Consider the following 17,957-nt stretch of genomic DNA (forward strand, 5'->3'; position numbering starts at 1 on the left):
GGCCAGACCGACCTCGAACCGGTCAACGGGCGTGTCCTCCACCACGCCGGCACCGAGGGCATGGTCGACCGCCACCACCAGGCACGCCACGTCGCCATCGTCGCGGACGGGCAGCACACGCTGTGGGCGCTGGCCGCCGACGACAGGCAATGGGACGCGGTGGTGGCGGCCGGCCCCGGCCTGGACGGCGATGCAACGGTGAAGCGGATCCTGTCCCTGCAGGCGGTATTGCCGGTGCTGCCTGAACTCGCCGTTCGCCGATTAGCCCCTGCTGCGTGGCTACGGTGCGGGCCGGGAGCGGGCGACGGCCCGGGTGAGAGCGGCGACGTGCTCGGCGAGCGCCGCGACCAGGGCGGGTGGGGTCCTGACGGTGAAGGGCCAGGGCAGGCCGGTGAGGATGCGGGCCATGGCCGGCAGGTCTTCTGCCCCGCTGACCAGGAGCACGCCGCCGCCGGGACAGGGCTGCAGGTCGCCGAAGGTGACCGGCAGGTGGTCGCGGGCGGTCTCGAGGTCGGTGTCGAGCCACACCTCGGTGCGGTGGGTCCAGGCGCCGAGCGTCAACGTGTGCAGGACGTGTGTCACGGGGTCGAACCCGTCCGGCGGGGTGAACCGGCCGGGCAGTTCGGCGGTCCCGCCGATCCTGTCCAGGCGGTACATGCGGATGGCGTCGCGGAAGTGGTCGTGCCCGACCAGGTACCAGCGGCGTGCGTGCACGACGAGCCCGTAGGGGTCCACCTCGCGTGAGCCGCGGGTGTGCTCGATCCGGACCGTGTGCCGCGCATGGACGGCTGCGGCGAGCGTCAGGACCAGCTGCGGTTCGGGGGTCAGCGGGCCCGCCGTCGCCGAGGTGGCGGCGATCAGCGCGGTGACGCGCCGGCGCAGCGGTACGGGCAGGACGCGGTTGAGCTTGACCAGTGCCCGGTCGGCCGGGCCGGGCTCGCCCACCTGCTCGTGCTTGCCGGTGGCCAGCGCGACCGCGACGGCGACCGCTTCGTCGTCGGCCAGCATCAGGGGCGGCAGACGTACGCCGTGGGCAAGCCGGTAGCCGCCGTAACGTCCCCTGACCGACTCGACGGGGATGTCCATGTCGCGGAGGGCGGTGACGTACCGGCGGATGGCGCGGGCGTCGACGTCCAGGCGCCGGGCCAGTTCGTCGGCGGGCACCAGACCGCGGTCTTGGAGGATCTCCAGCAGCGCCAGGACACGGGTCGCCGGACGGGACACGATCGCGATCCTAATGAGGGCGGAAAACGTCCACAATCCTTTCTAGCCTGGCGCCGCAAGAGATCGACCGAAAGGAGTCGGCTGGTGTCGACCATCGTTCTCGTGGCCCGGTCGTGATGCGGCCGTACCACGTGGAGATCCCGCAGGAGGGCCTGGACGCCCTGGCCGCCCGGCTGGCCGGGACCCGCTTCACCCGCCCGCTGCCCGGCCGCGGGCTCGGCGTGCCCGTCGACCGCGTACGGCGACTGGTGCGGTACTGGCGTGACGGGTACGACTGGCGCGCCTGGGAGCGGCGGATCAACGCCCATCCGCAGTTCACGACCGAGATCGACGGGCTCGACGTGCACTTCGTCCACATCCGTTCGACCCGGCCGGACGCCTTGCCGCTCATCCTCACGCACGGCTGGCCCATGTCGGTCGTGGAGTACCTGCCGCTGATCGAGCGGCTGAGCGACGCCTTCCACCTCGTCATCCCGTCTGTGCCCGGCTTCGGGTTCTCCGGCGCGCCGCGAGTGCCGGGCTGGAACCGCCGCCGCGTCGCCGCGGCGTGGGCGGAGCTGATGCGCCGGCTCGGTTACGAGCGCTACGGCGCGCACGGAAACGACGTCGGCTCCCTGATCTCCATCGAGCTCGGACGCCTGGATCCGCACCGCGTCGTCGGGGTGCACGTCACCCAGATCTTCTCGCTGCCCTCCGGCGATCCGGCGGAGCGGGCCGCGCTGGGGCCGGACGACCTGGCGAAACTGGCCGCCCTGGAACGCTTCATGGCCGACAGGAGCGCCTACCTCAGGCTGCAGTCCACCGAGCCGCAGACCCTCGCGCACGCGCTCGCCGACTCCCCAGCCGGTCAACTGGCCTGGAACCTGCAGCTTTTCAGCGATGCGGTGAGCGACGACTACATCCTCACCAACGCCGCGATCTACTGGCTGACCGACACCGCCGGCAGCTCAGCCCTGATCGGCTATCACGGGAACCGGCCGCCGGCCGAGCCGTCGTCCTTCCCCCTGGGCCTGGCCTGCTTCGCCCACGACTTCTTCCCCTCCATCCGCCCCCTCGCCGAACGCGACCACAGGGCCATCGTGCACTGGACCGAGTACGACAAAGGCGGGCACCATGCCGCGCAGGAGGAACCCCAACTCCTCGCCGACGACATCCGCACGTTCTTCGCCGCCCGCCGATGACGTCCGTCCACATCTGGAGCAGTTGGCGCATGTCGACAACCTTCGTCGTCTTCTACCGGAACATGAACCTGGGACACCCGAACAGCCCCGGCCGGGCCCTGCTCGAGGACGCGCTGCGCGAGGCGGGAGCGTCGTCGGCACGGTCGTTCCAGACGAACGGGACGGTCGTGATCGAGGCCGGCGACGCCGCGCCCCGCGAGGTGGTGCGCCGGGCGGCGCCGCGCCTGCTGGCGGTCAGCGGCTACGACGACGCCGCGTTCGTGCGTCCTCTCGACCGGCTCGCGGCGATCCTCGATCGCGATCCCTTCGCCGGCGCCGGCGACGAGCGCACCTACCGCGAGACGTTCACCTTCTTCGACGGCGGCCAGGAGTTCGGAGCCCCGATTCCCTGGACGAACGACCGAGGCGATGTGGACATCATCGAGATCGCCGATGGCGTGGCGCTGAGCGTCATCAGGAGGACGGGAACGCGGGCCGGCAGTCCCACCGCGGAGGTGGAGGCGAGACTCGAAGTCCCCGCCACGACCCGTACCGCGGGGACGATCAGGCGCCTGGTCAAAGCGTTTGGCTGACCGGTGGTGCCGAAGCGCGCCGCCGGGCGGCCATTGCGAGCCCGGCGGCCATGATGATCGCGGCGAGGCCGAGCAGCCCGACCGCCGTGGCCAGGCCGTCGACGGCGCCCGAGACGGCCAGCAGGAGCAGCGGGCAGAGGAACTGGCCGATGAAGAACGTCGCGGTCCACAGGCCGGTGCCGCGGCCGCGGTCGGCGAACTCGAGCTTGGACATGGCGATGGTGAGCAGGGACGGCAGCAGCATGCCGGTGCCGAAGCAGTTGATGACGGCGCCGGCGATGAGCAGGACGGGGTGTCCCGCGAAGGCGATCACCGCGAAGCCGGCGGCGCACAGGGCGAAGATCGCGGGCAGCATGAGTTCCGGGGAGCGGCGCGTGCGGGCGAAGGTGATGGCGCCCGCGACGGTGCCGGCGCTGGCGACGGCGGTGGCCAGCCCGATCATGCCGGGGTCCTTCACGCCCAGGCCGTCCATCAGGTAGGACATCTCCACCGGGACGGTGTAGAAGACCACGGCACCGAAGATCGTCACCGCGCAGATGCCCAGCAGTTGCCGCCACGGGTAGGGACGCCTCGCCGCGTCGGCGGCGGCCTCGGGGGAGCCGGTCGGCTGAGGCTTGGGCAGCAAGGCGGCCATGGCGGGGGCGAGCAGCAGGCTGACGGCGTAGATCCAGAACGGCGTCCGCCAGCCGGCCGAACCGGCCGCGCCGCCGAGGACGAAGAACGCGGTCGCGGAGATCGAGGAGCACATCGTCTGCAGGGCCAGGTAGCGGTCGCGGGCGCGGCCGGAGTAGTAGTCGCCTATCAGCGTGGTGCAGCAGGTCATGATGGCGGCCTCGGTGATGCCGACCAGGGCGCGGCTGGCCACGATGGCGGGCAGGGACTCCAGCCACAGCGGGGCGGTGCCGAACAGCGCGTACAGCAGGGTCGCGATCACGAGCAGTCGCTTGCGTCCGAGCCGGTCCACGATGACGCCCGCGAAGGGGGCCAGCAGCGCCAGCGACAGGGCCGGTACGGTGAGGGCCATCGGGACCAGCGCCTCGGCGCCGGGCACGGTGGCGAAGTGGGCCTGCATCTGGGGCAGCACGGGGGCGATGAGCACGGCACCCAGCACCGGCAGGCAACTGCCGGCCATCAGCAGCGTGATGCGCACCAGGTGCGCGGGGCCGGACGGACTGTGCTCTGAGGTGGCGGCGTGGGCTGCTGGGGGCACGGATCCGGGCATGCTGGAACTCCACTCGGCTGGGGCGATGGGTGGCGAAGACGTGCCGTCGCGCCGGACATGCGGCTCGGCCGTCAGGGCGGCTGTCGGTCTTCCTGAGGCGGACATCCGAGGCGGAGTCCGGAATTAGGGATGACTATGGGTCAGCTCACCGTGGGTGTCCAGGCTCCGTGCGATCGATAATCCTGATCGGGACCATCCTCCGCGTGGATACCCTCGTGCGGCAGGCCATTGGGGCGGCGCTCCGGCGAGGAGGCCCCAGCCGGCTCACGCGCCGCTGCCGCCGCCGATACGAAGCGCCTCCTTCAGGAACACGCGGTAGACGCTCGGTGTGCCGTCGGTGGTGATGACCTCGACGACGGAGCGGACGTTGCGGTTGTCGACGGCTTCGCGGATGAGCGCGTCGGCCAGGTCACGGCGCGAGGTGAACCGGCCGACCATCTGTGGCGGGCCGACGGTGTAGGCGGTGACCGCGGGGCCGTCGAACAGCCCCGACGGGCGGATGACGGTCCAGTCGAGGCCGGTGCGGGCCACGATCTCCTCCATGCGGCGGGCGTCCTCGTACAGCGGGCGGCCCATCCTGAGGAGCAGCGGCACGATCACCTTGCGGTAGAGGAGGGTCTCGCCGGGTGGCGGTTTCATCGGCACGCCAGTGGAGGTCACGCAGACCAGGCGGCGGATGCCGTGGGCGGTCATGACCTCGGTGATGTTCTTGATGGAGACGGAGAACGTGGTGGGGGCCTCGGAGCCGTAGGGGACGCCCAGCGTGGAGATCACCGCGTCGTGTCCGGCCGTCGCCCGCTCCACCGCCTCCGGATCCAGCGCGTCCGCCTTGGCGACGTGCAGTGCTGGATCGTCGAAAGGAAACGCCTCCGGATGCCGGGTGACCGCGGTGACGGTGTGGCCCTCGGCGAGCGCCTGGGCGGTCGCCAGCCGCCCTGTCGGGCCGTTGGCCCCGAAGATCACGAGCTTCACGTGCATTCCTCCTGGCTTCCTCATGGATATTTGACGCTGATTATATTGATTATATGCATCGTAAAACCAATGAGGTGATCGTCGTGGCGAGGGGGAGTCACTAGGGTGCTGAGCATGGGAGCACAGGCGGATCGGCGTCGGTACGACTCGTTGCGCCGTACGGCGCAGGCGCTGGAGACGCGGGCCGAGATCGCCCGTGCCGCGCGCCGGCTCTTCGTCGAGCGCGGCTGGGCCGCGACCACCGTGCGCGACGTGGCGCGCGAGGCCGGGGTCTCGGTGCCGACGGTCTATGCGGTGTACGGCAACAAGGCCGGCCTGACCCGGGCGCTGGCCGACGCCGCCGATCTGTCGGCCGATCCCTCCCGGCAACTGGCGGAGCTGGAGGCGGCCGAGAGCGATCCCCGCAGGCAGCTGGCCGCGATGGCGGGGTTCGACCGCCGCCTGTACGAGCGCGCGGGGGACGTCATCACGCTGTTGCGCGAGGCCGGCCGTGTCGAGCCGGAGCTGGCGGGGCTCTACCGCGACGGCCGCAGGCGGGCCGACGAGACGCGCGTCGCGGTGTTCTCCTCGTGGCCTCCCGGCGTCCTCCGCGACGGCCTGGACGTGCCCGCGGCCACCGACATCTACGCGGCCCTGTGCACCATCGACGTGTACGCCACGCTCACCGCCGAGCGCGGCTGGTCGCCCGATCGGGTCGAGCAGTGGTGGTGTGAGGCCCTGGTCAGGGAACTGCTGAGCTGATCCGGGCGGAAGACATGTCTGCCCGGGGCATGGCCGCCCGCCGGGGTCGCCGGCGCCGGGCCGGGAGAAAACCACTCCTGGCGAACAGCGGTAGCGATCTACGATGGGGACGCGTGAGCGGAAGATTGCGCCAAGTCGCGGCCGACAACGGGCGGATCGTCGCCGAGGGCCGGTACTCGGCCGCCGACGGCACGGTCGTGGAGGTGGGTGCCGCGCTGCGGGCCGCGGTCGACGCGACCGTGAGCCACCCGCCGGACGGCCCCCTCGATCGGCCGGGGGCCGGCTCGTACCGGACGGTCTTCGAGGTCACCGGCGAGAGCAGCCTGCAGGCGGCGCGGCGGCTGCACCGGGAAGGGGCCGTCCGGGATCGCCGTGCTGAACTTCGCCTCCGCCCGCAACCCGGGAGGCGGCTACCTCGGTGGTGCCAAGGCCCAGGAGGAGGACCTGTGCCGCCACGCCTTGCTGTACCCGTGCCTCCTCCAGGCGGCCGACTACTACGCCGCGCATCGGGCCTCGTCCGACCTGCTCTACAGCCACCGCGTCATCTGGTCGCCGGACGTGCCGGTGCACCGCGGCGAGGACGGCCGGCTGCTGGCCGAGCCGTACCTGGTCTCGTTCCTCACCTCGCCGGCGCCCAACGCCGGTGAGCTGCTGCGCCGCGACCCGGACGCGGGAGAGCGGATCCGGCGGGCGCTGCACGAGCGGGCGGGTCGCGTCCTGGCCGTGGCGGCGCATCACGGTGCCCGCACGCTGGTGCTGGGGGCGTGGGGCTGCGGCGTGTTCCGCAACGATCCGCGCGAGGTCGCCGGGGCCTTCCACGCCCACCTGGCGGGGGACGGCGCCTTCGCGGCGGCGTTCGAGCGGGTGGTGTTCGCCGTGTGGGACCGGGTGCCGGACTCGGCGAACCGGGCCGCATTCGCCGAGCGGTTCGGCGACATGCGGTGAGCCAGGCGCCGAGCCGGATGAGGTCGGTCAGGGTGAGGCGTTGTCCAGGCGGTCGAGGATGCGGTTGGAGATCCGCTCGAGCGTGGCGAGCTCGTCCGGGGTGAGAGCGTCGATGACCAGGCGCCGGACCGCGGCGACATGCTTCGGGGCGGCGGCTTCGATGGCTTCGCGGCCGGCGGGCGTCAGGACGACGTAGGCCGCGCGTCCGTCCTCGGCGCACTCCTCGCGGCCGACCAGGCCGCGTTTGCACATCCTGGCGATGTGGTGGGACAGGCGGCTCTGCTCCCAGTCCACGGACTTGGCGAGGTCCTGGAAGCGCTGCCGGCCCTCTGGGACGTCGGTGAGGGCGACGAGGATCTCGTAGTCGGGGCCGGACAACTTGGAGTGCGCCTGCAGGTCACGGCTCAAGGTGGCGCTGAGCTGCTGGTGCACGCGGATGAAGGCGCGCCAGGCCTGCTGCTCTGCCGGGCTGAGCCACTGGGGCGTCTCGTCCATGGCTCCTTAGTTTAGCCGAACGCTTGACGTGTCATGCGTTCTGGCCGTCAACGGAATGCGCCGGACCAGTTCCAGCACGGGTTTCGGCGGTCCCATGTGCCGCCCTTCGATGATGGGTGTGACCATGCCGGTGCAACAGGCGTTGCAGCCGCTGGACCAGGACGGTCGGTGAGCGACATGGCCTGCGCGGCGTCTTCGATGCACAGCAGCCCCGCTCGCCCGCAGCTGCAGGTCCATGCCTTTCCTCGCGATGTAGGCCAGTTGGTGCGACGGCCGCTGGTCGGCGCGGATTTCACCGACCGTGCCGTCTTGTGTCCGGTATCGAACGCCTTGCACGCGTCCTGACTCGCGGATGAGCTCCGTCGGTCGCGCCATCGTGGCCTGCGGGTGCCTCGACGGGTAGGCGTCCAGCCGCCGGAAGTCCGCGATGACCACGCTGCGGTCGCCGTCTAGCGGAAAGGCGACCTCATGGAGCCGGCTGTGCGGCAACGCGGTGAACCGTTCGATGAGACCCAGCTCATCGAGGAGGCGCAAGGTGGAGGGGGCGTGCGTTCGCTGCTTGATGAGTTCATCGGGATTCCTCCGGGCTCCATGGCCGCAGCCGGGGCCACCAGGCGGGCACGGCCCGACGGAATGCCTCGTAGTCTGCGCCGAATCGGCGTTTCAGGGTCGGTTCCTCGTACCAGCGCACGAACGCCGCCGTCACCGCCCATCCGGCGGCCGCGTACAGGAGCAGGCCGTCTTCGGCAGCCGCGACGGCCTGCTCGCCACCATGTTCGACCGGTACGTCCCCGTGCCCGACCTGGAGGCGCTGGCCGCCCATCCCCCTGAGCGCTTCGAGGAGACCGTCCACGCCGTCTACACGGCACTGGCCGAGGCTTTCGCCCGGGAGCCGCGGGTGCTGCCGGCCCTCTTCGGCGACCTGTTCACCCGCCCCGACGGCACGGCCGCCCGGATGTTGAAGGCCAACCTGCCCAGGATGTTCGCCAGCCTCGGCACCCTGCTGACCACGCAGATCCAAGCCGGCCGGCTGCGGCCGCTCCCGCTGCCGGTCCTCATCCAGCTCATGATCGGTCCGATGGCAGGGCACATGCTGTTGCGTCTCGTGCTGCAGGACGCGCTGGGGAACGTACTGCCTCCGGTTGACGAGTCCGCACGGGCATTCGCCGAGGCGTTCATCCGCGCCACCGCCCCGTGAGGTCGCCCCACAGGGTGGTGACGGGCCATTTTCCGGTCAGTGGGATGTTCGCGGGGGTTGGGGGACGGACCCGCACAGGTACGTGGCTCCCTCGACCATCTGCGGGGTCAGCCTGATTCCGGTCAGGTGCTCGGCCAGGACGAACCCGGGTCCCTCGTGGGGATAGGCGTGCCGGTGGTCGGACTCGATGCGGCGCATGATCTGCGCGAGCTCGTCCGGCACCTCCTCCGAGTAGCCCTCTTGGGCGTAGAAGGCGAAGCGGATCTCCCCGTCCTCGATCCAGTAGAAGGAGTCCAGGCCCTTGACGTCGAGGTAGTACTGGGAGACCAGCCGGGTGCCGGCCGACAGCGGCAGGAGGATCTCCTCGGAGGGGGCGATCTCGGCCAAGGTCTCGACGATGAGCGTCCAGGCGCCGACAGCCGCGACGCCGAAGAAGAGGCCGCCGTCGTCGAACCTGCGGAGAGCCTGGTCTTCCAGCTCGTTGGCCGTCATGGGCACGAAGTGCTCGACTCGGCCGCCTAATCGGGCTATCAGCTGCTCCGGTGTCAGGCCGTGGACGTAGGTGAAGCCGTAGGAGCCCGCCAACAGGGGGAAGCGCTCCTCGGAGAGCCATTCGAAGGTCATCCCGGCATACTGGCAGTTCCAGCCGACACCTTCGGCAGGGAAGCGCCCTCGGGCGCGCCCGGAGCCGACAGCGAGCCCGTTGTGATGCGGAGGACGGCCGGTGTCACATGTGGGGCGTCGGCGGTGCTCTACAGGTGTGGACGTTGTTGGGCATGGTGGGAGCGCACCGGCCGCCGCGCTGCCGGTCGGCCTGTCCGGTGAAGGACACGGCGCGGTGATCAGGCGAGCCGAGCGGAAGGACGGCGTGGTGGTGTCGAGTCCTCCGGGACGAGGGGCTGTCCGAGCCGACCTCGAACAGGTCTTCCGTACGGCCTATCCGCGGGTCGTCGCGGTCGCCGCCCGGGTGCTCGGTTCCCGGGACGAGGCCGAGGACGTGGCTCAGGAGGTGTTCCTGACGTTCGGGCGCTCCTCGGTGCCGGCCGGCGAGGCCCTGGGATGGTTGTCCGTCGCCGCGGCGCACACCGCGCTGAACCACCTCCGCTCCGGCCGTCGTCGCGCCTCCCGGGAAGAGGCCGCCCGGGGACAGGCCCCCGACGGCGGCGATGCCGTCTCCCCGGACGTCGCCGACGCGGTCGTGACCCGCGACGAGCGCCGCCGCGTGCGGGCGGCGCTGGCGCGGCTGCCCCGCAGGCAGGCCGTCGCCCTCGTCCTGCGGCACAGCGGCCTCAGCTACGCCGAGGTCGCCGCCGCCCTCGATCTTTCCCCCGGCAGCGTCGGCACCACCGTGCGACGCGCCGAGTCCGCCTTGCGCAAGGAGTTGAACCGTCATGCGTCATCCGACTGACGGCACGCTGCGCCGGCTCCTGGACGAGCCGGCCGGCGTCGCCGACGCCGACCGCGAGCACGTCGCGGACTGCCCGGTGTGCCTGTCGGCACTGGCTGCCGCTCAGGAGGACGCGGCGCTCGCCGCCGCCGCGCTGGACGCCGAATTCACCGTGGACGTGGAGGCGGGCTGGCACCGCCTCTCACGCGAACTCGCGGTCGAGGGGCGGCGGGCGGCCACGGCCGCGCCCGCTCGGCGGTGGCGTGCGAAGCTGCGCAGCCCGGTGGTCGCCATCTTCGGCGTCGCCGCCCTCCTCATCGGGGGTGGCGCCGCGGCCGCCGCGGACTGGCTGCCGATCTTCCGGACCGAGCAGATCACGCCGGTCACCGCCCCCGCGGCCGACCTGGTCAAAATGCCCGAGCTTTCCGCCTTCGGCGAGGTCGAGGTGACCGAAAAGATCAACATCCGCCCGGTCGCCGACGCCGCCGCCGCGGAGAAGGCCACCGGTCTCTCCGTCCCGCGGGCGGGCGAGCTGCCCCGCGGCGTCACGGGAAAGCCCACGTACCACGTCGCCGGCCGGGTGAGCGCGATGTTCACCTTCTCGGCGGAGAAGGCGGCGCAGACCGCTGCGGCAGCCGGCAGGACGGCGCCGCCGGCGCCCCCTGGCCTCGACGGCAGCCGGTTCCGGTTGGTCGCCGGCCCGGGGCTCGCCGCGGTCTGGTCGGAAGGCCGCCCCGTCCCGGCCCTGATCGTGGCGCGCGCGGTCGCACCCACCGCGTACTCCTCGGGCGTCCCGTTCCAGACGGCCCGCGACTACCTGCTCTCCTTGCAGGTTCTGCCGGAGAACGTCGCGTCGCAGCTGCGCAGCTTCTCCGGCGACGGGACGACGCTGCCCCTGTTCCAGTCGGTCGAGAAACTGGCCGTCTCCGCCGCCGACGTCGGCGGAACCCCGGCCACGGTGCTCGCCTCGCGGCACGGCACGATGGCGGGCGTGGTCTGGATGCAAGACGGTGCCGTCACCGTGGTGGCCGGCTCGTTGAGCGCCGACGAGGTGCTCTCGGTGGCCCGCGGGCTGAGGTGGCACCGATGAACGCGGACTCCGCCGGAGCCCTGTCCCTCGACCCCGCGGAGCGGCTGCTCGCCGAGCTGCCTGCCGCCCCGGCGGTGTGGTGCTCGGGCCTGCGCAAGCGATACCGGCGGCGCACCGCGGTCGCCGACGTGTCCTTCACCGTCGGCCGCGGCGAGGTGATGGGCCTGCTCGGGCCGAACGGGGCAGGCAAGACCACCGTCATCAAGATCCTGCTCGGCCTGGTCCGGCCCGACGCGGGCGACGTGCTGCTGCTCGGGCGGCCGGCGCGGGACCCGCGCGCCCGGGCGCGCGTCGGTTACCTGCCGGAGCTCTTCAGGTACCAGCCGTGGCTCACCGCCGCCGAGGTGCTGGACCTGCACGTCCGGCTGGCAGGCGCCGCGGTGCCGGCTCAAGAGCGGCGCGAGTGCCTGGCCGCCGTCGGCCTCGCGGACCGCGCCGGCGACCGGGTGGGAGGCTTCTCCAAGGGCATGCAGCAGCGCCTCGGGCTGGCCGTCGCGCTGGTGGCCCGCCCTGAGCTCGTCGTCCTCGACGAGCCGACGAGCGCCCTGGACCCGATCGGCCGGGCCGACGTCCGGGACCTGCTGCTGTCCCTCAAGGCCCGGCAGGTCGCCGTCCTGCTCAACTCCCACCTCCTCGGCGAGGTCGAGCGGGTCTGCGACCGGGTCGTCATCCTCGACAAGGGCCAGGTCGCCGCATCGGGCACCCTGGGGGAGCTGCTCGGCCGGCGCGAGCTGCGGCTGCGGCTCGACGGGGTCAGCGCGGAGGCGGAGGCACGGCTGGCCGTCGCGGGCCCGCTCACCCGCAGCGGCGGCTCGTTCACCGTCGCGCTGCCCGCCGACCAGGACGCCACCACCGTGCCGGACCTCGTCGCCGACCTGGTCGGGCTCGGGGTGCGCGTGCACGCCGTCGAGCCCGTGCGGATCAGCCTCGAGGAGCGGCTGCTGGACATCCTCCGCGCCGATCCCGGAGAGGACCGTCGATGACCGCCCGGATCGTGCTCGCCTTCGCCGCCCTCACCCTCCAGGAGGCCGCCCGCCGGCGCGTGGTGCGCTCGCTCGCCGTGATGACGATCGTGCTGCTCGCGCTCAGCGCCTGGGGGTTCTCCCGGCTCGACGCGGAGTTCGGCACGTTCACCAGCGGAGAGGCGCGAATGGCCGCCACCCAGGTGCTCAACCTGGTGATGTTCGGCCTGAGCCTGATCGCCGCACTCGGCACGGCGTTCCTGGCCGGCCCCACCGTGGCCGGCGAGATCGAGTCGGGGACGTCGCTGGCGATGCTGGCGCGGCCGGTCCGCCGCTCGTCGGTGCTGCTGGGCAAGTGGCTGGGGCTGGTGGCCTTCGGCAGCGGCTTCGTGGTCGTGGCCGGGCTCACCCAGTTCGGCATCGTCTGGGCCACCGTCGACTACTGGCCACCGCAGCCGGTGACCGGTCTGGCGCTGCTCGGGGCGCAGACGACCGTGCTGCTCACCCTGGGCCTGCTGCTGTCCACCGTCATCTCACCGATGGCGTCGGGCATCGTGGCGGTCGGCCTCTTCGGCGCGACGTGGATCGCCGGCGTGGTCGGCGGGGTGGGCCAGGCTCTCGGCAACGAGGGCGTGGCCCTGGTCGGCACCGTCTCCCGGATGCTGCTGCCGACGGACGGTCTGTGGCGCGGGGCCATGCACGGGCTCCAGGACCCGGCCCTGCTGGAGCAGTTCCCCGCGTTCGGCGACTTCCCGTTCCTGAGCCAGGCCCCGGTCACGACCGCATACCTCGCCTGGGCCGGCCTGTGGGTCGTCCTGGTCCTCGGGGTCGCGGCGCTGGTCTTCTGGCGCCGCGACCTGTGAGCCAGGGGCCGCCTCCGTACGGCGGCGGCCCCTTTTCCCCTACTCCTGGCCCTCTTCGGGAAGGCCGTTGTCGAACTGCTTCGGCTGGACGTGCTTGTGCGGCCCGCCCCGCTCGGCCTTCGCCAGGGCGGCGGTGTCGGGGTAGTCGGTGACGAAGGCGTCCACGCCCAGGTCCAGGTGCGCGCGGTACTCCGCCAGCGCGTCACCGTGGTCGTTCGGGTTCTGGCCCCGGCGCAGTTGCAGGGGCAGGAACTGGTTCTCGCTGCGGAAGGTGTACACGCCGATCTTCAACCCCGCCTTGTGCGCGTCGGACACCAACGTCGTCGGGGTGCCCCAGCTGCCGTCCGGGTTGATCCGGATCGCCGAAGATTTGTCCGGCCCGATCCACTGCGCGTACTCGGCGATCTTCGCCAGGCCCTCGGGCTTCATCATGTCCGCGTAGGTCGTCGGGTCTCCGGCCGCCTTCAGGTCGTACGGCTGGCCGGTGGTGCCCAGCGCCTGCCACAGCGGCACGCGCAACCCCTTGGCCACCCACTTCAGGCTGGACGGCTCGAACGACTGCACCACCACCGGGCTGTTCGGCCGGTCGAGCCCGTTGCGCTTGACCGTCTCGATCAGCGGCTCCTCCAGCGGCAGGCCGATCGACCTGAAGTAGGTCGGGTGCTTGGTCTCGGGGAAGACGCCGACCTGCTTGCCGTACTGGCGCGAGAGCCGCTTGGCCAGGTCGAGGATCTCCTGGAAGGTGAGCACCTGGTAGTAGCCGTTGTAGACGGTGTTGCGCTGGCGGACCGAGGGCAGCCGCTCGACCGCGCGCAGCGTCTTGAGCTCGGCCAGCGTGAAGTCCTCGGTGAACCATCCGGTCACGTTGCGCCCGTCGATGACCTTGGTGGTCTTGCGCGCGGCGAACTCGGGGCGCAGCGACACGTCGGTGGTGCCGGAGATCTCGTTCTCGTGCCTGGCGACCAGCGCGTGGTCCTTGGTCGGCACCAGGTCCGGCTCGATCCAGTCGGCGCCCATGGCCACGGCCAGCTCGTAGCTCCCCTGCGTGTGCTCGGGGCGGTGGCCCGCTGAGCCGCGGTGGCCGATGACGACGACCTGGGACCGGTCCTTCGCGGGTTCGGCCGCGGCCGGAGCGGCGCCGGCTCCGATCAGGGGGGTGAGGACGACGAGGGTGGTGGCTGCGATCTTTCGCACGTGAGACTCCCTGCGGCAGCTGCACCGGAGACTTTCACCGGTGATCGCCGCGGCGATTATGGTAAAGACCGAAATCCAGCTGTGGGCCAATTGTGGCGGAATTTCCGGTGACAACCACGTCTCGCGGGCGACGGCCTGCGGCCGCCGAAGGCGCGGCCGCGCGGCGTGCGAGGACCTCGCCGTACGACCGTTGAACAGGCTTATAGCCGCATTCATGCTGAATTAGCCCATTCGGACGCCCGCCCGGCAACCAACCTGGTGTGCGCATCGTTCGATTAGCGAACTTCGTCACCCCCACGTCGGGCGGGCTGCGCACCGCCCTGTACGAGCTCGGCGCCGGATACGCGGCGGCCGGCCATGAACCCGTGCTCGTCATCCCGGGCGCGGCCGCCCGCGACGAGCCCACCCCCGCCGGGCGGATCATCACCCTGCCCGCCCCCGTGATCCCCGGGCTCGGCGGCTACCGGGCCGTCATCGGCCGGCGGAGGCTGCGCCGGCTGCTGGAGGAGCTGGCACCCGACCGGATCGAGGTGTCCGACCGCACCACCCTGCGCTGGACCGGCGCCTGGGCCAGGGCACGGGGCATCTGCTCGGTCATGGTCTCGCACGAGAGCCTGTCCGCGCTGCTGCGCCTGTACGGTCCCCTCGGCTGGCTCGCCGACCCGCTCAACCGCGCCACCGCCACCCACTTCGACACCGTGGTCTGCACCACCGCCTGTGCCGCGGCCGAATTCGCCAGGCTGGGCGTGCGGAACCTGGCACAGGTCCCCCTGGGCGTCGACCTGGAGACGTTCGACCCCGGGCGCTTCGACTCCGGGCTGCGCTCCCGCCTGGCCGCCACCGGCCAGGCCCTGTTGGTGCACTGCGGCCGCCTGTCCCCGAGAAGCGGCCGGACCGCTCGATCCGAGCCCTCGCCGAGCTGCGCCGCCGCGGCGTTCCCGCCGTCCTCGCGGTGGCCGGCGACGGACCGCTGCGGCCGAAACTCATGCGTCTGGCGGGCGACCTCCCGGTCCGTTTCCTCGGCCACATCGGCGACCGCGACACCCTGGCGGACCTGCTCGCGACCGCGGACGTGGCCATCGCCCCCGGACCGGTGGAGACCTTCGGTCTGGCCGCGCTGGAGGCCCTCGCCAGCGGCACCCCGGTCGTGGTCTCCCGCCACAGCGCCCTGCCGGAGGTGGTCGGCCCGGCGGGGGGCGGCGGTGCGCGACGAGCCGGCGGCCTACGCCGACGCGATTGAAGTGCTGCTGTCGGACCCGGCGCGCCGGTCGACGGCGCGGGCCCAGGCCGAGCGGTACGGCTGGCCGGCGGCGGTCCGGGGATTCCTGCACGCGCACGGCCTGATCGGCGCGCCGCGATGATCAGGATCGCCGCCTTGGGCGACTCGGTCACCGTGGGCCTCGGCGACTCGGTGCCCGGGCGGGGCTGGGCCGGTTTCCTGGCCGAGGCGCTGGCGCCCGCCGAGCTGAGCAACCTCGCCGTCTGCGGCGCGCGCGTCGCCGACGTCGTACGCGGCCAGCTGCCGCGGGCCCTGGCGCTGCGCCCGTCCGTCGCCACCGTGCTCGTCGGCGTGAACGACACGCTGCGCGGCGACTTCGCGCCGCCTCATCGAGGACGCCGTCGCAGGCAAGAGCGTCGCGGTCTTCCCCGGCACGGTGCCGTTCGCCGTCGCCGCGCGCCTGACCGACCTGCACGGCCAGGGCGTCAACTCCCTCGGCCGGCCCCGCCCCGGCACCGACGTCTACATCGACGCCGCCGGCGGGGCCGCCGTCGTCAACACCGCGCTGCGATCGGCCAAGTGGGGCGCCAAGCTGGTCACCGTCGCGGTGCACAAGAAGCCCGAGCCCATCGATCTGGGCGCGATCCTGCGCAGCGAGATGACCATCCTCGGCTCCCAGGGCTACCCCACGGAGATCTTCGAGGTGACGGCGGAGAAGGTGGTCGTGACCTTCGACGCGGGGCGATGAGAAGGGCCGTCCGAAGATGCGACCCTTAGGGATAGTCTGTAACGGAACTATCTGCTACGGTCTCTCCTGTTGGTTCTGAACAGGAGAGACCATGTCGCATTCCAAACTTCACGCCCTCATCGTGCTCTCGGCCGCGATGCTGATGACGATCCTCGACGGCAGCATCGTGACCGTGGCGATGCCCGCCATCCAGCGTGATCTCGGCTTCACCCCTGCCGGGCTGAGCTGGACCGTCAACGCGTACCTGATCGCGTTCGGCGGATTGCTGCTGCTGGCCGGCCGGCTGGGCGACCTCGTCGGCCGCAAAACGATGTTCCTGGCCGGCAACGTGGTCTTCACCGCCGCCTCCCTGCTCGCGGGGCTGGCGACCGGCCCCGGGGTGCTGATCGCCGCGCGGTTCCTGCAGGGCGTGGGCAGCGCGATGGCCTCGGCGGTGGTGCTGGGCATCCTCGTGACGCTGTTCACCGAGCCCCGTGAGCGTGCCAAGGCCATCGGCGTCTTCAGCTTCACCGGCGCGGCCGGGGCCTCGATCGGGCAGGTCCTGGGCGGGGTGCTCACCGACGCGCTCAGCTGGAACTGGATCTTCTTCATCAACGTGCCGATCGGGCTGGCCACGGTCGTGTTGGCGATCAAGGTGGTGCCGGCCGATCGGGGGCTCGGCCTGGGCGAGGGCGCCGATGTGCTCGGCGCGCTCCTGGTGACCGCGGGGCTGATGCTGGGGATCTACACGGTCGTCAAGGTCGAGGAGTACGGCTGGCTGGCCGGCCACACGCTGGGCCTCGGCGCCGTGTCCGCCGTGCTGCTGGCCGCCTTCGTCGTCCGGCAGGCGACCGCGCGGACTCCGCTGATGCCGCTGCGCATCTTCCGCTCGCGTAACGTCGTCGGCGCCAACCTGGTGCAGATGCTGACGCTGTCGGCCATGTTCGCCTTCCAGATCATCGTCGCCCTCTACCTGCAGCAGGTCCTCGGCTACGGCGCGCTGGCCACGGGGCTGGCGATGCTTCCCGCGGCGGTGGCCATCGGCGCCGTGTCCCTGGGGGTCTCCGCCCGGCTCAACACCCGCTTCGGCGAACGCACCGTCCTGATCGCGGGCCTGGTGCTGCTGCTGGCGGCGATGGGCTGGCTCACCCGGGTGCCGGTGCAGGCATCCTACGTGGTCGACCTGCTGCCGGTGATGCTGCTCATCGCCGGCGGCGGGCTGGTGCTGCCGGCGCTGACCACGCTGGGCATGTCCGGCGCCAAGGCCGACGACGCGGGGCTGGCGTCCGGGCTGTTCAACACCACGCAGCAGATCGGCATGGCGCTCGGCGTGGCCGTGCTGTCCACGCTCGCGGCCTCGCGCACCGGCGTCCTGCTCGCCGCGGGGGCGTCGCAGGCGGCGGCGCTGACGGGCGGCTACCGGCTGGCCTTCACCGTCTCGGCCGCCCTCCTCGCCGCGGCCCTCGTCGTCAGCCTCCTCGTGCTTCGCCGCCCGGCGCCCGCTCCCGCCGCGGAGACCGAGAAGGTCCCGCTCACCGCCTCCTGAACCCTGCTTTTCGGCTCGCGGGGGCGCGCTGCTGCGGAGGCGGCAGCGCGCCCCCGCGCCGGTTACAAGGGCGCGCCGCCGAACTGGATCTCGTTCCCGTCCGGATCGCGGTAAATGGCCTTCCGCACGCCATTGGAGTAGGTCTCCCGCTCCGCGGGCTCGAGTCCCCGCTCGGCGATCCGCGCCACGAGAGCGTCGAAGTCGTCGACGAAGATCGTGTGCATGGCATGGCCGGCCCGCTCGGGTCGCTGCTCGATGAACACCGACCGATGCTCCGCGAGCTCCCACACGGCTTCGGTGTCGCTCGCGACGTACGTCGGCGGGGAGCCCAGCAGCCGCTCGTACCATTTCAGGGCCGCCGCGTACTCGGTGACCGGGATTCCTGCGAACAAGTCGAGGGCCATGCCGCGATCCTACGG

At 71.9% G+C, this 17,957-nt stretch carries 20 protein-coding genes and 2 pseudogenes; 14 read left to right on the forward strand and 8 right to left on the reverse strand.

The window, feature by feature from the left end:
* Positions 1–279 precede the first annotated feature (279 nt).
* Positions 280–1,224: a helix-turn-helix transcriptional regulator gene (locus ID574_RS28755; protein WP_188192092.1), complete on the reverse strand. Its 945-nt coding sequence runs from the start codon at positions 1,222–1,224 to the stop codon at positions 280–282.
* A 116-nt stretch (positions 1,225–1,340) separates the two neighbouring features.
* On the opposite strand from ID574_RS28755, the gene ID574_RS28760 reads away from it, so the two are divergent.
* Positions 1,341–2,405, forward strand: a complete 1,065-nt coding sequence (locus ID574_RS28760; RefSeq protein WP_188192093.1) for an epoxide hydrolase family protein — start codon at positions 1,341–1,343, stop codon at positions 2,403–2,405.
* A 29-nt stretch (positions 2,406–2,434) separates the two neighbouring features.
* Positions 2,435–2,977: a DUF1697 domain-containing protein gene (locus tag ID574_RS28765; protein WP_188192094.1), complete on the forward strand. Its 543-nt coding sequence runs from the start codon at positions 2,435–2,437 to the stop codon at positions 2,975–2,977.
* Here the strand turns inward: ID574_RS28765 and ID574_RS28770 are convergent.
* Both ID574_RS28770 and ID574_RS28775 read right to left on the reverse strand, forming a co-directional pair.
* Positions 2,961–4,199 carry an MFS transporter gene (locus tag ID574_RS28770; protein WP_188192095.1) on the reverse strand — a complete coding sequence of 413 codons (1,239 nt, stop codon included), beginning with the start codon at positions 4,197–4,199 and terminating at the stop codon, positions 2,961–2,963. The two genes, ID574_RS28765 and ID574_RS28770, sit on opposite strands and share 17 nt — an antisense overlap.
* Before the next feature lie 264 nt (positions 4,200–4,463).
* Entirely contained in the window at positions 4,464–5,171 is a 708-nt protein-coding gene (locus tag ID574_RS28775) for an NAD(P)-dependent oxidoreductase (RefSeq protein WP_188192096.1), read from the reverse strand.
* Positions 5,172–5,285: 114 nt separating this feature from the next.
* On the opposite strand from ID574_RS28775, the gene ID574_RS28780 reads away from it, so the two are divergent.
* From ID574_RS28780 to ID574_RS61785, 3 genes and pseudogenes are all read left to right on the forward strand, one after another.
* Positions 5,286–5,912, forward strand: a complete 627-nt coding sequence (locus ID574_RS28780; protein WP_188192097.1) for a TetR/AcrR family transcriptional regulator — start codon at positions 5,286–5,288, stop codon at positions 5,910–5,912.
* 29 nt (positions 5,913–5,941) lie between these two features.
* A pseudogene (locus ID574_RS61780) lies at positions 5,942–6,208 on the forward strand (hypothetical protein); the annotation flags it as partial.
* Between the two features lie 76 nt (positions 6,209–6,284).
* On the forward strand, positions 6,285–6,857 hold the full coding sequence (locus ID574_RS61785; protein WP_262496058.1) for a TIGR02452 family protein: 573 nt from the start codon (positions 6,285–6,287) through the stop codon (positions 6,855–6,857).
* Positions 6,858–6,884: 27 nt separating this feature from the next.
* On the opposite strand, the gene ID574_RS28790 is transcribed toward ID574_RS61785, so the two are convergent.
* Together ID574_RS28790 and ID574_RS28795 are read right to left on the reverse strand one after the other, a co-directional pair.
* Positions 6,885–7,352: a MarR family winged helix-turn-helix transcriptional regulator gene (locus ID574_RS28790; RefSeq protein WP_188192098.1), complete on the reverse strand. Its 468-nt coding sequence runs from the start codon at positions 7,350–7,352 to the stop codon at positions 6,885–6,887.
* A 6-nt stretch (positions 7,353–7,358) separates the two neighbouring features.
* Positions 7,359–7,886, reverse strand: coding sequence for a hypothetical protein (locus ID574_RS28795; protein ID WP_188192099.1), 528 nt, complete (start codon positions 7,884–7,886; stop codon positions 7,359–7,361).
* A gap of 238 nt (positions 7,887–8,124) precedes the next feature.
* Here ID574_RS28795 and ID574_RS28800 point away from each other — a divergent pair, with 238 nt between their 5' ends.
* Positions 8,125–8,550 carry a hypothetical protein gene (locus ID574_RS28800; protein WP_188192100.1) on the forward strand — a complete coding sequence of 142 codons (426 nt, stop codon included), beginning with the start codon at positions 8,125–8,127 and terminating at the stop codon, positions 8,548–8,550.
* Between the two features lie 36 nt (positions 8,551–8,586).
* Here the strand turns inward: ID574_RS28800 and ID574_RS28805 are convergent, their stop codons facing one another.
* Positions 8,587–9,174, reverse strand: a complete 588-nt coding sequence (locus ID574_RS28805) for a DUF6461 domain-containing protein (protein WP_188192101.1) — start codon at positions 9,172–9,174, stop codon at positions 8,587–8,589.
* Positions 9,175–9,310: 136 nt separating this feature from the next.
* Here ID574_RS28805 and ID574_RS28810 point away from each other — a divergent pair, with 136 nt between their 5' ends.
* From ID574_RS28810 to ID574_RS28825, 4 genes are read left to right on the forward strand one after another with little or no spacing between them, the layout of a single operon-like run.
* Positions 9,311–9,958, forward strand: coding sequence for a sigma-70 family RNA polymerase sigma factor (locus ID574_RS28810; RefSeq protein ID WP_223167172.1), 648 nt, complete (start codon positions 9,311–9,313; stop codon positions 9,956–9,958).
* Positions 9,942–11,027, forward strand: coding sequence for a hypothetical protein (locus ID574_RS28815; protein WP_188192102.1), 1,086 nt, complete (start codon positions 9,942–9,944; stop codon positions 11,025–11,027). The genes ID574_RS28810 and ID574_RS28815 overlap by 17 nt, the downstream gene beginning before the upstream one ends.
* Positions 11,024–12,010, forward strand: coding sequence for an ABC transporter ATP-binding protein (locus ID574_RS28820; RefSeq protein WP_188192103.1), 987 nt, complete (start codon positions 11,024–11,026; stop codon positions 12,008–12,010). The genes ID574_RS28815 and ID574_RS28820 overlap by 4 nt, the downstream gene beginning before the upstream one ends.
* Entirely contained in the window at positions 12,007–12,852 is an 846-nt protein-coding gene (locus tag ID574_RS28825) for an ABC transporter permease (RefSeq protein ID WP_188192104.1), read from the forward strand. Before ID574_RS28820 ends, ID574_RS28825 begins: the two co-directional genes overlap by 4 nt.
* A gap of 39 nt (positions 12,853–12,891) precedes the next feature.
* On the opposite strand, the gene ID574_RS28830 is transcribed toward ID574_RS28825, so the two are convergent.
* Entirely contained in the window at positions 12,892–14,046 is a 1,155-nt protein-coding gene (locus tag ID574_RS28830; RefSeq protein WP_223167173.1) for a glycerophosphodiester phosphodiesterase, read from the reverse strand.
* 260 nt (positions 14,047–14,306) lie between these two features.
* Here ID574_RS28830 and ID574_RS60215 point away from each other — a divergent pair.
* From ID574_RS60215 to ID574_RS28845, 4 genes and pseudogenes are all read left to right on the forward strand, one after another.
* Positions 14,307–14,822 (forward strand): annotated as a pseudogene (locus ID574_RS60215) (glycosyltransferase); the annotation flags it as partial.
* A 125-nt stretch (positions 14,823–14,947) separates the two neighbouring features.
* A complete protein-coding gene (locus tag ID574_RS60220) occupies positions 14,948–15,286 on the forward strand; it encodes a glycosyltransferase family 4 protein (protein ID WP_262496069.1) in 339 nt (112 codons plus the stop codon).
* Between the two features lie 117 nt (positions 15,287–15,403).
* On the forward strand, positions 15,404–16,042 hold the full coding sequence (locus tag ID574_RS28840; RefSeq protein WP_188192106.1) for an SGNH/GDSL hydrolase family protein: 639 nt from the start codon (positions 15,404–15,406) through the stop codon (positions 16,040–16,042).
* Between the two features lie 62 nt (positions 16,043–16,104).
* Positions 16,105–17,538 (forward strand): DHA2 family efflux MFS transporter permease subunit, encoded by a 1,434-nt coding sequence (locus tag ID574_RS28845; protein ID WP_188192107.1) that lies wholly within the window; start codon positions 16,105–16,107, stop codon positions 17,536–17,538.
* 62 nt (positions 17,539–17,600) lie between these two features.
* Here the strand turns inward: ID574_RS28845 and ID574_RS28850 are convergent, their stop codons facing one another.
* Entirely contained in the window at positions 17,601–17,942 is a 342-nt protein-coding gene (locus ID574_RS28850) for a VOC family protein (RefSeq protein ID WP_188192108.1), read from the reverse strand.
* Positions 17,943–17,957 lie beyond the last annotated feature (15 nt).

Origin of the sequence: Nonomuraea sp. SYSU D8015 (assembly GCF_008065375.1) — a bacterium.
In the GTDB taxonomy this organism is placed as follows: Bacteria; Actinomycetota; Actinomycetes; order Streptosporangiales; family Streptosporangiaceae; genus Nonomuraea.